The following is a 13,630-nucleotide window of genomic DNA, read 5'->3' on the forward strand; positions in this document are numbered from 1 at the left end:
CCCATGTGAGAGTAGGTCATCGTCAAGATTAAATTCCAAAACCCCTATCTGCGCATGCAGGTAGGGGTTTTGTCTTTGTGCCCGATTTTCCCCCTGTAGGAGCGAGCATGCTCGCGAAGAACCGGAGAGCGCCACGGAATATCAGGCCCCAGCCTTATCGTTAACGCCCACCGTCGAAACGCCGCCCGGAGCATGCTCGCTCCTACAATGAAACCGCTCAATTCCACTCCCCTCTCTTCAAGAGAATGCTACTGCCGGCCGATAACCTTTAGGTCGTAGCGAGCTTTACATCTCACAGCTTCAACAGTCATCAGGTTTCGAGAAAAACCCCTTGATGACTAATGGCTAACCGCTATCATCTGCGCGCCGTAAAGGGCAGTGAAGCTGATCTTGTTCGTGCATTCGCCTCTCGGTTCTTCTTCTTAAATTGCCTGGAAATCTTCGATGCTGTCGTATCACCAAAAGAGTTTTCTGATCGTCGACGATTTTTCGGATTTCCGCAGTTCGGTAAGGTCGATGCTGCGGGAGTTGGGTGTCAAGGATGTGGACACGGCCGACACTGGCGAACAGGCGCTGAAGATGTGTTCGCAGAAATCCTACGATTTCATCCTCCAGGATTTCCATTTGGGCGATGGCAAGAAGAACGGTCAGCAGGTGCTCGAAGACCTGATGATCGACAAGCTGATCAGTCATGAAAGTGTATTCGTGATGGTTACCGCTGAAACCAGCCAGGCCATGGTGCTCAGCGCCCTGGAGCACGAGCCTGATGCTTACCTGACCAAACCCTTCAACCGATCCGGTCTGGCTCAACGCCTGGAGCGACTGGTACAGCGCAAGACGTTGCTCAAGCCGATATTGCAGGCCCTCGACCGTGGAAAGCCGGTGGAAGTGCTCAATGCCTGCATAGCCTTGTGCAAACAGGACATCCGCTATTCGCCGTTGTGCTTGCGCTACCGCGCTGATGCTCTGCGTGACCTCAATCAGAACGAGGTACTGGAGCGTCTCTACGACGGCATCATCGCCGATCGACCCTTGCCATGGGCATTTGCCGGACTAGGCAAGTTGTTGTTCAAGCGGGGCCAGGTCACCCAGGCAAAAGCTGTCTACGAAAAAGCGCTGAAAGTGTTTCCGATGATGCCGGCGCTCTACGATGGCATGGCAGAGGTGCTGATTGCCGAAGGCGATACCAAGGCCGCTCAACGCGTTCTTGAAGAGGCGATTCGCTTGTCGCCACTGGCGGTGCGCAGACAAGCGCAATTGGGAAAATTGGCAATGACCAATGAAGATTTTGACACGGCGTCCAAAGCTTACCGCCAGGCTGTTGCCCAAGGTGCCCAGTCACGCTTCAAGGATGCGGAAAGCAACCTCGGACTGGCTCATGCCTTGATCAGCAAGGGCAGTGAAAAAGGCCTTGATACCCGCACTCGTCTGGAAATCAACACGACCCTGAGTGCGGTGGCAAAGGAGAACCCGTCCGATCCCGGTCTGCAAATCAGGGCGCGGTTGATGAAGGCGACCAGTCTGCTGCTAAACGACGCTGAAACGGCGGAAAAGCTGACTGAGCAAGCCATCATGCGGCTCGATGGCATGGAGCAGTTCATGAGTGCCGAAGCGGCGCTGTTGGTAGCCAAGCAATTACAGATGCTGGGTCAGGCCAATGCGGGCGCTTCGATGTTGAAAAACTGCGCAGAGATTTACGGCGACGATCCTGCGGTCATGAAGGGCATCGCCAAGTTGACTGATGATCCGAGCATCCTCAACTCCGGCAACGTTGCAGCCGATCTCAATCGGCAGGGCGTGCGCGTGTACAAGACTGGTGACTTGGTGCAGGCCCGAGGAATTTTCCGCAAAGCCCTGGCGCTGCAGCCCAAGAACATCAGCATCGCGTTGAACCTCGCACAGGCGTTGCTGCATGGCACCGATACCAATGTCCCCTCAGAGGAACTGGAGGAATGCCGGGCCTGCCTGAAAATGGTCGGCTTGATGCCGGACACCGACTCGCGTTTTGCGCGTTATACGAAGCTCAAGAACAAGGCATTTGGCGAATGAACGAACACCAACAGGCACTGGATTTCTCGACGGTGATTGCGTCCACCGTACACGACATGAAGAACTCGTTGGCCACGCTGATGCAGGCCCACAGCCAATGCCTGGCGAGCTTGCCGGCGTCTGCCCGGCACACTCCTTCGCTGGGTGTGATCGAGTTCGAGTTCGCGCACCTCAATGGCATGCTGGTGCAGTTGCTGGGCCTGTACAAACTGGGCGTCAACCAGATGCCCCTGCAACCGGCCTACCACGAACTGGACGACTTCATCGAAGCGCAATTGGCGTGTCATCAAGACGTGTTCGCCAGCCGCGGTATTGCCGCCACGTTTGAAGTCGATCCCTTGAGTCCGTTGGGTTTCTTTGATCGAGAGCTGATCGCTTCGGTACTGGCCAATAGCATCAACAACGCGATCCGTTATGCCCGTCACGCAGTGTTGATCAGTGCCAGCGACGAAGCCGGGCAGTTGGTCTTGACCATCAATGACGATGGTGAAGGCTATCCTGCGCAAATGATCGAGCACCAGGCCGAGTATGTGCAGGGCATCAACCACAGCACCGGCAGCACCGGCCTGGGACTGTACTTCGCCGGTCGGATTGCGGCACTGCATCAACGTAACGGCGTAGGCGGGCGCACGGAAATCAGCAATGGCGGTCCTTTGGGTGGGGGCGTCTTCAGGCTCTATCTTCCTTGAACCCTCGGGGCCTACATATTTGAGAATCCTGCTTGATATTCTGAACACGCGGAGCCTATTTTGTACGAGTTGCCGCTCGCGGCTCGTATAAAAACAAGGATTGCGTCATGACAACCGATGGCCTGGGTTCACTCGCGCAGCGATTGACGGGCATTGATGAGATCGAATGCGTTACACCGGATTTGAATGGCGTGCCCCGAGGCAAGGTGATGACTGCCGAGGGCTTCCTCGAAGGACGTCGTTTGCAGATGGCGCGGGGAGTGATGCTGCAATGCATCATGGGCGGATATCCGCCGGCACGCTTTTACGGTTGCGATGACGGCGACCTCGCGCTCGTCCCTGATCCGGCGCAGATCCACCGCTTGCCCTGGAGCCAGCAACCTCGGGCATTGGCCATCTGTGATGCGGATGAATTGTCGGGCGAAAGCTCCAGTCTGTCGACCCGCGGCCAGCTCAAGGCGGTCATCGCGCGTTACGCGGCGGTGGGCCTTGCACCGGTGGTGGCGACTGAACTTGAGTTTTTTGTCTTCGCTCCCAATACCGATTCGACCCAGCCCTTCCTGCCGCCGACTGGCTTGGACGGTCGACGCGAGGAAGGTCACTCGGCGTTCAGTGTCAGCTCCAACAACGGCCTGCGGCCGTTCTTTCGCGAGGTCTATGAGTGCATGGCTGCGCTGGGCTTGCCGCGCGATACCTTCATGCACGAGATGGGCATCAGTCAGTTCGAAATCAACTTGCTGCACGGCGATCCTTTGCTGCTGGCAGACCAGACATTCCTGTTCAAGCATTTACTCAAGGAAGTCGCGCTCAAGCACGGCCTGATCGTGGTTTGCATGGCCAAGCCATTGGCGCACACGCCAGGCAGTTCGATGCACATTCACCAGAGCATCATAGAGATCGGTACGGGGCGCAATGTCTTCAGTGACGAAACCGGTCAACCGACTGCTGCCTTTCGCCATTTCATAGGGGGGCAGCAAGCCGGCATGGCGGATTTAACCGCGCTGTTTGCACCCAACGTGAATTCGTATCAGCGCTTGTGCCATCCCTTTGCATCACCGAATAATGCCTGCTGGTCCCATGACAATCGGTTGGCTGGATTGCGCATCCCCGCCAGCTCGCCGGTCGCTCGTCGGGTCGAGAACCGATTGCCGGGAGCTGACGCTAACCCATACCTGGCGATCGCAGCGAGCCTGGCCTGCGGGTTGTATGGCATTGAGCATCGACTGGAGCCCGACGAACCGGTTCAGGGTGAGTTCCAGGTGCCGGATAAACTTTCATTGCCCTGTACCTTGCATGCAGCGCTTGAGCGTCTGAAACGTAGCCATTTGGCAATTGAACTGTTCGGCAAGGAATTCATCGAAGGCTACGTCGCTTCGAAGACCATGGAATTGACCAGTTTCCTTGATGAAATTACTCCCTGGGAACGGCGTGTCCTGGCCGCCCAGGCCTGATGAAATGTCGACACCGGGCTATCGTTTAATAGCCCGTCACCCACTGCAAGGAGTCGCTCGTTGCGCCTAATCTGGAAGTCCTTTCGAGCGCTTTATTTCGCGTCGCTGATGATGTTGATCGGCTCGGGCCTGCTGAGTACTTACCTGGCTTTGCGCCTGGCTGCCGATCATGTCGATAGCCTGTGGGTCGGCGCGTTGATGGCTGCCAACTATTTCGGCCTGGTGCTGGGCGGCAAGATCGGCCATCGGTTGATAGCCCGGGTCGGGCATATTCGAGCCTATTCGGCCTGCGCCGGGATAGTCGGCGCGGCGGTGCTGGGCCATGGCCTGGTGGACTGGTTGCCTGCCTGGTTGTTCCTGCGGGTGATCGTCGGTCTCGGCATGATGTGCCAGTACATGGTCATCGAGAGCTGGCTCAATGAGCAGGCCGATGCCAAGCAGCGCGGCCTGGTGTTCAGCGGATACATGATCGCCTCCTACCTGGGGTTGGTGCTGGGTCAGTTGATTCTGGTCATGCACCCGGGGCTGGGGTTGGAACTGCTGATGCTGGTAGCCCTATGTTTCACGCTTTGCCTGGTGCCGGTGGCCCTGACCCGACGGATTCACCCGGCGCCTTTGCATCCCGCACCGATGGAGCCGCGGTTCTTTATCAAGCGGGTGCCACAGTCATTGAGTACCGTCCTGGGCGCAGGCCTGATTGTCGGCTCGTTCTACGGTCTGGCACCGCTGTACGCCTCCCAGCAAGGGCTGTCCACGGAGCAGGTCGGCCTGTTCATGGGTAGCTGCATTTTTGCCGGGTTGCTGGTGCAGTGGCCGTTGGGATGGTTGTCCGATCGCTATGACCGGGCGCTGTTGATTCGCTGTTTTGCGTTTAGCCTGGCGTTGGCTGCCTTGCCGTTGGCGATCATGGAGCGGGTGCCGCTGGAGGTCCTGTTCGTTGCCGGGTTCCTTTGCTCGTTGGTCCAGTTCTGCCTGTATCCGTTGGCAGTGGCCTTCTCCAATGACCATGTCGAGGGCGATCGACGTGTATCGTTGACGGCGATGTTGCTGGTGACCTACGGCGTTGGCGCCAGCATCGGTCCGCTGGTGGCGGGCGTGCTGATGAAGTTGTTCGGCAGCCAGATGCTCTATGCGTTCTTCAGTTTCTTCGCGTTGGTGCTGGTGTGGCGAATTCGTCCGAAAGCGGTGACCAATTTGCATCAGGTGGACGACGCACCGCTGCATCACGTCGCCATGCCAGACAGTATGTCGAGTTCACCACTTGTGGCGGCGCTGGATCCAAGGGTGGACGAGCAGGTGGTGCAGGATCAGATGCAGAATCCACTTCCCTCCGATCCGAGTCCGGAACCGGAACCGGAACCGGAAACCGATCCTCCCCCGCAAGAACCGGATTCTGGCAGGGAGCAGAGTTTTACCGAGGCCAGGCCCTGACATTCAGGCAAAAAAAACGGGCAGTCACCGCAAGGGGCTGCCCGTTTTTGCTTGAAGCGTTGCCTCAGAAGTCGTCTTTGTCGAAGCGCCGCGCTTCGCGTTGCAGCTGGTAGACGAACCGCTCGACCTGACGTTGCACCAGTCCGCTCATGTTGTGGAAACGAACGCCAGCGAAAGTGGTGGAGATCTTTTCTTCAAAGTGCAGGTAGCGCAGTTCAACCGGTGCCGTCATTTTGCCGAAAGGCAGATCGGCGTTGAAACGGTCGTAAACCTGACCCAGTTGCAGGCTGCCGGTGATATCGCCTTCAAAGCGCAACTTGCAGCCAGTGGCGGAGATGTCCAGCAGCTTGCCGCTGATCGATGCCTTGAGTTTTTCACCGTCCAGATTGACGTTGACCAGTTGGGCCAATTTCAAGGCAGCGCGGAATGCATTGCGGCGCTGGTGGTAGACGACTTCATCGGGCAGGGTGCCACGGTAGCAACGGCTGCCGTTGGATTCGTCGATGGTCAGCGGGCCATTGCTTTCCCACGCGATGCGCACGCCTTCATGAAAACCTTCGACTTTGAAGGGTTCGCCGGCCAGCAGGAAACGTTCGCCATCGCGGGGAATCATTTCGTCCAGGGCAATCATGTTGCGCTCACGATCAAGGTCCACCAGATAGCTCTGGAAGCGCTGGCTGCGCTCGTGGAACGTGATTATCAGCGGGTCATGGCTGTCTAGCAATTGGCGCAAATTGCCGGAGATTTCCAGGGGCGTTCTGAGCACCTTGGGTGGCTGCGGAGCATCTTCCGCGTTTAAGGCATTGGACACGGCTAATCAATCTCCAGACAAATGTTGACTACGGCAAGCAGCATTTTGCCATCATGTTTCGCGTCTTGATAGAGCGGGCTTATCGACAGGCTCAAGCCTGACTGAGCGGGCGTGGTTTCACTAATCGGGAGAATGATCCGCTGGCGTCATAGAGCGCGGGCTGGTCACCGCCGTTAAGGATTCTCAGCTGGGTGGCCGTGGCGGCCTGCTGTACAAGGATCGATTGTCCATTGTCCGCGTTGGCGGCGTGGCATTGAGCCAACAGGTCGGTCAGCGCATCACTTTGCACCAGCAGTTCTTGACCAATGCTCGATTGACTGGCCAGTTGCTCCAGACCGCTGCGGTTGGCTGGCAAGTTGAGGCTGGCAAGAATCTCACTGCGTCTGCGGCCATGCTGATCGAGTTCGATGACCAATGCCTGCTTGCGCGCCAGGATTTCTTCCAGCAACCGCATGTCGCGGCCGTGCAGGGCGAGGAATTCGGTGTGCAGTAATTCCAGCAAGCGTTGCGCTGGAGCAAGGTCGTCGGTGATCAGTTGCAGTAAATTAGTGTCGTGCATGGCTGGCCTTGGGGTTTAAGCGTCCAAAAGCCTGGCGCGGGCCTAGGCCTAGCGCTGGGCTTCGAAGTTGAGCAGTTTGCTGGCTACACGGTTGCTGTCGACTTTATAGCTGCCATCGGCGATAGCTGCTTTCAACTCAGCTACGCGGGATTTGTCGACGACAGGCTGATCACGCAGCGTATCGGAGATCTTTTGCAACTGTTGCGCCTCATTGCTCAGATGTACCGACTCCCCGCTCTGGACGGTACTGGCCTGTTCCGCCGCGGAGGCAGGCTCGCCAGGTTTGCCGGATTCGGCGGTTTCCCTGGCGGCGCTGGTACGTGTACTGCCCGTGACTGACGGGGAGCTGTTCAATCGGCTGAAATCGATAACCATGTTAAAAACCTCTGGGAATTTGGACGCTTGCCATGTTTTCGGCCATTCCCTGAAAAACTTTAGGCTCATTCATCAAATGAGCTTGCGCGCGCCAGCGCTTGCCGTGCCTGGCACACAGTTTAGGGAACCGCCGAGGCCGGCGCCACATCTTCACCCACAGTAAATCCTACATGGACACTTCCACCTGGCCTGGTGCGATCACCTGTGCCTTGATGACCCGTTTGGAATTGAGATTCTTGACTCGAATCTGTTCGCTCAGGCCGCCACTGGCCAATGCCTCGCCGGGCATTCGCACGCTGAGCGTACCACTGCGGGCGGTAATCACTACCTGGTCGCCCTTGCGTATCACTTCCGCTTGTTCGATGTGCACCAGGCTGATGACCTGATCGTTGACCATTGGTCGGGTAAGTCGCTGCCCGACAGCCTGGTCCACGGCAGTCAGGTACCCCTGGTTAAGCAGGCTGATATCGCGCTCGCGCAGCGTGACGTCCTGCGGCTCGATAATACCGGCGCGGCGCAGTGGCCGGGTGGTCGTGACGACCTCGCGAAACAGGCGTACTTGAGCGGGCACGAAGACTGTCCAGGGGGATGTTCCCTCACAGCGAACCTTGACCGTTACGCGGCCCAAGGGCTTGGCCGGACTCTCCAGCGTGGCTGTCAATTCCTTGTCGCACATCGGCATGCGCAGACGCGGATCGAGCGGGTTTACCTGGATTTCATAGCGACCCTGGGTTTGACTGGTCGCCAGATAGTCCTCTACGGTGAATTCAAGAAAGCCCTGGGTGACGCCGATAAGCATGTCAGGCAAGGTAACCGCGTCAGCAAGGGCAGGGCTGCCAGCGTTGAACAGGCAAACAGCCGACAACACCCCCAGCCATTGGCGGCAGCGGGTGGTCAGGCGTCGGAATAATGTCGGTTCTGAGTTCATGACATGTAAAAAGCAAGCGCCGTGCCGTTTAGTGAAGAAGGCGCGTCGCAACAACACTTAGCGTTGGCGTAGGAGTCAGGCATGGCTGGTGTAATGGATTCGGTGAACCAGCGCACGCAACTGGTGGGGCAAAATCGCCTTGAGTTGCTGTTGTTCCGTCTCGACGGCCAGCAGCTGTATGGGATCAACGTGTTCAAGGTGCGGGAGGTGCTGCAATGCCCCAAACTGACGCTGATGCCCAAGTCCAGTCCTGTCGTGTGTGGCGTGGCAAATATTCGGGGGGCGACCATTCCGATCCTTGATCTGGCGATGGCGACCGGTTCCGGTGGCTTGAAGGACAAGAACAACCCCTTCGTGATCATCACGGAGTACAACACCAAGACCCAGGGATTCCTGGTTCGCTCGGTGGAACGCATCGTCAACATGAACTGGGAGGAGATTCATCCACCACCCAAGGGCACCGGACGTGATCACTACCTGACGGCGGTGACCCGGGTCGACAACCAGTTGGTGGAAATCATCGACGTCGAAAAGGTACTGGCGGAAGTGGCGCCGACCCCGGAAGCGATCTCCGCTGGCGTGGTGGATGTCGAGACCCAGCACAAGGCGCTCTCCTTGCGCGTGCTGACGGTCGATGATTCGTCAGTGGCGCGCAAACAGGTCACCCGGTGCCTGCAAACGGTCGGTGTTGAAGTGGTGGCGTTGAACGACGGTCGCCAAGCGCTGGATTACCTGCGCAAACTGGTCGACGAGGGCAAGAGGCCAGAGGAGGAGTTCCTGATGATGATTTCCGACATCGAGATGCCGGAAATGGACGGATACACCCTCACGGCGGAGATCCGCAACGACCCTCGCATGCAAAAGCTTCATATCATCCTGCATACTTCGTTGTCGGGTGTATTCAATCAGGCGATGGTCAGGAAGGTCGGTGCCGATGACTTCCTGGCCAAGTTCCGTCCTGATGACCTGGCATCCCGGGTAGTCGACCGGATCAAGGCAGCAGACATCAGCTAGGGGCGTTCGGCCCCCGGCAGTCAACACGATTTTAGAGGCGGCAGCATTGTCTACGGGTAATTTGGATTTCGAACAGTTCCGGGTGTTCCTGGAAAAAGCCTGTGGCATTTTGCTCGGTGAAAACAAGCAATATCTAGTCTCCAGCCGTCTCAACAAACTGATGGAGCAGCAAGGCATCAAGTCCCTGGGTGAGCTGGTCCAGCGCATTCAGACCCAGCCGCGCAGCGGGTTGCGCGAGATGGTGGTGGATGCAATGACGACCAACGAAACCCTGTGGTTTCGTGATACCTATCCGTTTGAAGTCTTGAAAAACAAGGTGCTGCCCGAAGCGATCAAGGCCAGCCCCGGTCAGCGTCTGCGGATCTGGTCGGCGGCCTGCTCGTCGGGTCAGGAACCGTATTCGCTGTCGATGTCCATCGATGAGTTCGAGCGGTTCAATGCCGGGCAGTTGAGAATGGGCGTACAGATCGTTGCGACCGACCTGTCGGGCACCATGCTGAACAACTGCAAGACCGGCGAGTACGACAGCCTGGCCATCGGTCGCGGCTTGTCTCCCGAGCGGCTGCAGCGTTATTTCGACCCCAAGGGGCCGGGGCGCTGGGCCATCAAGGCGCCGATCAAGAGCAGGGTCGAGTTTCGCTCGTTCAACCTGCTGGACAGCTACGCCGGCCTTGGCAAGTTCGACATCGTGTTCTGTCGCAATGTGCTGATCTACTTCTCCGCCGAAGTGAAGAAGGACATCCTTTTGCGCATTCACAGCACGTTGAAGCCGGGAGGTTATCTGTTCCTCGGTGCTTCCGAAGCGCTGAACGGATTGCCGGACCATTACCAGATGGTCCAATGCAGCCCGGGGATTATTTACCAGGCGAAGTGATGCAAGCGCGACAGGCATAAAAAATGGGAGCCCACAGGGCTCCTTTTTTATGCCTGTCGCGCTTGCATCACGTAGGAGCTGCCGAAGGCTCGGGCCGCGTTCGGACGATCTTTTGGACTTGATCTTAAAAAACAAAATCAAAAAATCGCAGCCTGCGGCAGCTCCTACAGGGTATGTGTTGTCCACGGGAAGCGGCAGAAAAGCGGCATCCAGCGGAAACCGGTTGCCGCTTTTCTGTCGTTGCCGCATGGGTCGTTGCCCGCAAAGCCCCGGTTTATGGGGTTTTCTAAATTGGCATGACGCTTGCTTTGACCATCTCACGAAAAACAGGTCAGCCGAAGGTTTCCCGCCATGAGCATCAGCTTCGATAAAGCGCTCGGTATTCACGAAAAGGCATTGGGCTTCCGCGCTCAGCGTGCCGAAGTCCTGGCCAACAACATTGCCAACGCCGACACCCCCAACTACAAGGCTCGGGACCTGGAGTTCTCGAAAGTGCTCGAGGCGCAGAACGACAAGGCCAAGAATGGCACCTTCGCCTTGAACATGACCAACAGCCGTCACATCGAGGCCCAGGGCCTGGGCAATGGCGACGAGTCGCTGATGTACCGCACGCCGATGCAACCGTCGATCGACCAGAACACCGTGGACGCCCAGCTGGAACAGTCGAACTACGCAGAAAACTCGGTCAACTTCCAGGCCAGCTTCACCCTGCTCAACAGCAAATTCAAAGGGCTGGTGTCAGCCCTGCGCGGAGAATAAGTCATGTCTCTCTCCAGTGTTTTCAACATTGCCGGTAGCGGCATGAGTGCCCAGACCACGCGCTTGAACACCGTGGCTTCGAACATCGCCAACGCCGAGACCGTCTCGTCGAGCATCGACCAGACCTACCGTGCGCGTCACCCGGTGTTCGCCACCATGTTCCAGGGCGCTCAAGGTGCTGGCAGCGATTCTCTGTTCCAGAACCAGGACGCAGCCGGGCAAGGCGTGCAGGTACTGGGCGTGGTCGAGGACCAGAGCAACCTTGAGGCACGCTACGAGCCGAACCATCCGGCCGCCGATGCCAAGGGCTATGTCTACTACCCGAACGTCAACGTGGTGGAAGAAATGGCTGACATGATTTCCGCGAGCCGTTCGTTCCAGACCAACGCCGAAATGATGAATACCGCCAAAACCATGATGCAGAAGGTCCTGACCCTCGGTCAGTGATAAGGGGCGACTCAGATGAGTGTTACCGATACCACCAGTGGTCTGAGCCTCAACGACATCCTGGCCAACTCGTCGATCAAGACCAATACCAATTCCGACAGCCTCACATCGGCGGCCAGCAGTGCCACGGGCAAGAAGGCCCTGGGCAAGGATGCGTTCCTGCAATTACTGGTGACCCAGCTGAAAAACCAGAACCCGCTGGAGCCTCAGGGCAACGGCGAGTTCGTGGCACAACTGGCGCAGTTCAGCAGCCTGGAAGGCATCACCACGCTCAACGATACCGTGTCCGGCATCGCTGGCAACTACAACTCGTCCCAGGCATTGCAGGCTTCGGCACTGGTCGGGCGTTCCGTCATCGCACCGGGCGACAAGGCCGTGGTCGACACCACGAAGGGCATGACCGGTTCCGTCGTCATTCCACAGTCGGTGGCTGAAGTGTCGGTGAAAATCACCGACAAGGATGGCAAGACCATCCGTACCATCACCCTGGATGATCAGAAAGCCGGCACTGGCAGCTTCACCTGGGATGGTAAGGACGATGCCGGCAAGGTCGTTGATTCGGGTACTTATACCTTTGTGGCGAACACCACCATCGATGACAAGGCCGTGGCACTGGTCACCAATCTGCCGGCAACGGTCAACAGCGTGACCATCAGCCAGACCGGCGGTGAGTTGATGCTCAACCTGGCCGGGCTCGGCAGTGTCGCCCTGTCCAAAGTGCAAACCATTGGTATATAGAGCCGACTAACGCGGCACAAAAGGAGTGGAATATGTCTTTCAACATCGGCCTTAGCGGTCTCTATGCCGCCAACAAGCAATTGGACGTCACCGGTAACAACATCGCCAACGTGGCAACCACCGGCTTCAAGTCGTCCCGCGCAGAATTCGAAGATGTGTACTCGGCGTCGAAGCTGGGTACCGGCAGCAAGGTCACCGGCAGCGGCGTGCGCCTGGCCAACGTTTCCCAACAATTTACCCAGGGCGACATCAGCGCCACCGGTAACGTGCTGGACATGGGGATCAACGGCTCAGGCTTCTTCGTACTGAACAACAGCGGCTCGTTATCCTATACCCGCGCGGGCACGTTCAAGGTCGACAAGGAAGGCTACGTCACCAACAGCGATGGCACCTCGCGCCTGCAGGGCTATGGTGTTGATAACAATGGCAAGATTGTCAACGGCGTATTGACCGACCTGCGCATCGACACCTCCAACCTGGCGCCAAAATCCACCACCACGGTGTCGTCGACGATCAACCTGAACTCGACGTCTCCCGTGATCGATCAGGCAGTGGCAACCAACAAGTTCGATCCTAGCAAATCGGAAACCTTTACCAAGCAGTTCAGTACGCCGGTTTTTGATACTCAGGGCAACCAGCACACCATGGATCAATACATGGTCAAGACGGGGCCGAACACTTGGGATACCTACACCCTGATCGATAACCGTAATCCGGACGGCAGTGACCCGACGGACGCTGCGACGCCGCCAATCGCTTCGACCATGACCTTCGACACGTCGGGCAAGCTGGTGTCGGTCAGCACGCCGGTTCCACCCACCGTGCCTCCGACCGTTCCAACGCCTGCTCCGGTGATCAGCAATGAGCTGAAAGTCACCAACTGGACCCCGGGCACAGTCAAGGATGGTGTCTGGACGGCCAATGGTGCAGCCGCCGATCCGGCAGGCCTGACAATTGCCATGGATAACACGACTCAGTTCAACGCCGATACCGCGCGCTCTATTCCCGTGCAGAACGGTTATGCCACGGGTCAGATCACCAACCTGACCATCGACGGCAGCGGTGTGCTGTTGGCAAACTTCAGTAACTATCAGACCAAGCCGATTGGCCAACTGGCGCTGGCCAGCTTCACCAACGAACAAGGCCTGCAGGCAGTCGGCGGCACCAGCTGGAAAGAAACCTACGCTTCGGGCATCCCGGGCTACGACGCGCCGGAAACCGGCTCGCTGGGTACGATCCGCTCCAACTCCCTGGAAGAGTCCAACGTCAACGTGACCAATGAGCTGGTCGATTTGATCAAGGCGCAGAGCAATTACCAGGCGAACGCCAAGACCATCTCTACCCAGAGCACCATCATGCAGACCATCATTCAGATGGCCTGATGTGGAATAGCTCAAAGCTCTGCACAAGGAGCCCCTCGCAAGAGGGGCTTTTTTGTTGATCAAAAGATCGCAGCCTCGCTTCGCTCGTCAGCTCCTACAGGGATCGCATTTTCAATGTAGGAC

14 protein-coding genes are annotated in these 13,630 nt (G+C 57.6%); 10 read left to right on the forward strand and 4 right to left on the reverse strand.

The annotated features are described in order from the left end of the window. Nucleotides 1-444: 444 nt before the first annotated feature. The 4 genes from AC3WWR_RS29735 (at nt 445) to AC3WWR_RS29750 (ending at nt 5,620) form a co-directional block, all read left to right on the forward strand. The gene (locus tag AC3WWR_RS29735) at nt 445-2,049 is read left to right on the forward strand and encodes a tetratricopeptide repeat-containing response regulator (protein ID WP_020801347.1); all 1,605 of its coding nucleotides are present in this window, start codon (nt 445-447) and stop codon (nt 2,047-2,049) included. After that, nucleotides 2,046-2,738 (forward strand): sensor histidine kinase, encoded by a 693-nt coding sequence (locus AC3WWR_RS29740; RefSeq protein WP_020801348.1) that lies wholly within the window; start codon nt 2,046-2,048, stop codon nt 2,736-2,738. The genes AC3WWR_RS29735 and AC3WWR_RS29740 overlap by 4 nt, the downstream gene beginning before the upstream one ends. Nucleotides 2,739-2,947: 209 nt before the next feature. Beyond that, nucleotides 2,948-4,189, forward strand: a complete 1,242-nt coding sequence (locus tag AC3WWR_RS29745; protein ID WP_492599297.1) for a glutamine synthetase family protein — start codon at nt 2,948-2,950, stop codon at nt 4,187-4,189. Nucleotides 4,190-4,249: 60 nt separating this feature from the next. Beyond that, a complete protein-coding gene (locus tag AC3WWR_RS29750) occupies nt 4,250-5,620 on the forward strand; it encodes an MFS transporter (protein ID WP_151143176.1) in 1,371 nt (456 codons plus the stop codon). 64 nt (nt 5,621-5,684) lie between these two features. On the opposite strand, the gene AC3WWR_RS29755 is transcribed toward AC3WWR_RS29750, so the two are convergent. The 4 genes from AC3WWR_RS29755 to flgA all read right to left on the reverse strand — a co-directional run bounded on the left by AC3WWR_RS29755 (nt 5,685) and on the right by flgA (nt 8,293). Beyond that, nucleotides 5,685-6,431 carry a flagellar brake protein gene (locus AC3WWR_RS29755; protein ID WP_033040709.1) on the reverse strand — a complete coding sequence of 249 codons (747 nt, stop codon included), beginning with the start codon at nt 6,429-6,431 and terminating at the stop codon, nt 5,685-5,687. A gap of 91 nt (nt 6,432-6,522) precedes the next feature. After that, the gene (locus AC3WWR_RS29760; RefSeq protein ID WP_492599294.1) at nt 6,523-6,990 is read right to left on the reverse strand and encodes a flagella synthesis protein FlgN; all 468 of its coding nucleotides are present in this window, start codon (nt 6,988-6,990) and stop codon (nt 6,523-6,525) included. 48 nt (nt 6,991-7,038) lie between these two features. Beyond that, nucleotides 7,039-7,365 (reverse strand): flagellar biosynthesis anti-sigma factor FlgM, encoded by a 327-nt coding sequence (gene flgM, locus AC3WWR_RS29765; RefSeq protein WP_492599295.1) that lies wholly within the window; start codon nt 7,363-7,365, stop codon nt 7,039-7,041. 166 nt (nt 7,366-7,531) lie between these two features. Beyond that, nucleotides 7,532-8,293 carry a flagellar basal body P-ring formation chaperone FlgA gene (gene flgA, locus AC3WWR_RS29770; protein ID WP_492599296.1) on the reverse strand — a complete coding sequence of 254 codons (762 nt, stop codon included), beginning with the start codon at nt 8,291-8,293 and terminating at the stop codon, nt 7,532-7,534. An 81-nt stretch (nt 8,294-8,374) separates the two neighbouring features. Here flgA and AC3WWR_RS29775 point away from each other — a divergent pair, with 81 nt between their 5' ends. The 6 genes from AC3WWR_RS29775 to flgE all read left to right on the forward strand — a co-directional run bounded on the left by AC3WWR_RS29775 (nt 8,375) and on the right by flgE (nt 13,507). Further along, nucleotides 8,375-9,307, forward strand: coding sequence for a chemotaxis protein CheV (locus AC3WWR_RS29775; protein WP_020801355.1), 933 nt, complete (start codon nt 8,375-8,377; stop codon nt 9,305-9,307). 46 nt (nt 9,308-9,353) lie between these two features. Next, entirely contained in the window at nt 9,354-10,181 is an 828-nt protein-coding gene (gene cheR, locus AC3WWR_RS29780) for a protein-glutamate O-methyltransferase CheR (protein WP_033040711.1), read from the forward strand. Between the two features lie 351 nt (nt 10,182-10,532). Next, complete coding sequence (gene flgB / locus AC3WWR_RS29785; RefSeq protein ID WP_020800602.1) at nt 10,533-10,940, forward strand: flagellar basal body rod protein FlgB; 408 nt, start codon at nt 10,533-10,535, stop codon at nt 10,938-10,940. Nucleotides 10,941-10,943: 3 nt separating this feature from the next. Beyond that, nucleotides 10,944-11,387 carry a flagellar basal body rod protein FlgC gene (gene flgC / locus AC3WWR_RS29790; protein WP_020800603.1) on the forward strand — a complete coding sequence of 148 codons (444 nt, stop codon included), beginning with the start codon at nt 10,944-10,946 and terminating at the stop codon, nt 11,385-11,387. Nucleotides 11,388-11,402: 15 nt separating this feature from the next. After that, nucleotides 11,403-12,125 carry a flagellar hook assembly protein FlgD gene (gene flgD / locus AC3WWR_RS29795; protein WP_020800604.1) on the forward strand — a complete coding sequence of 241 codons (723 nt, stop codon included), beginning with the start codon at nt 11,403-11,405 and terminating at the stop codon, nt 12,123-12,125. 32 nt (nt 12,126-12,157) lie between these two features. Next, nucleotides 12,158-13,507 carry a flagellar hook protein FlgE gene (flgE, locus tag AC3WWR_RS29800; protein WP_033044136.1) on the forward strand — a complete coding sequence of 450 codons (1,350 nt, stop codon included), beginning with the start codon at nt 12,158-12,160 and terminating at the stop codon, nt 13,505-13,507. The last annotated feature ends 123 nt before the right edge of the window (nt 13,508-13,630 follow it).

The organism is Pseudomonas sp. EB271-G4-1 (assembly GCF_058791355.1).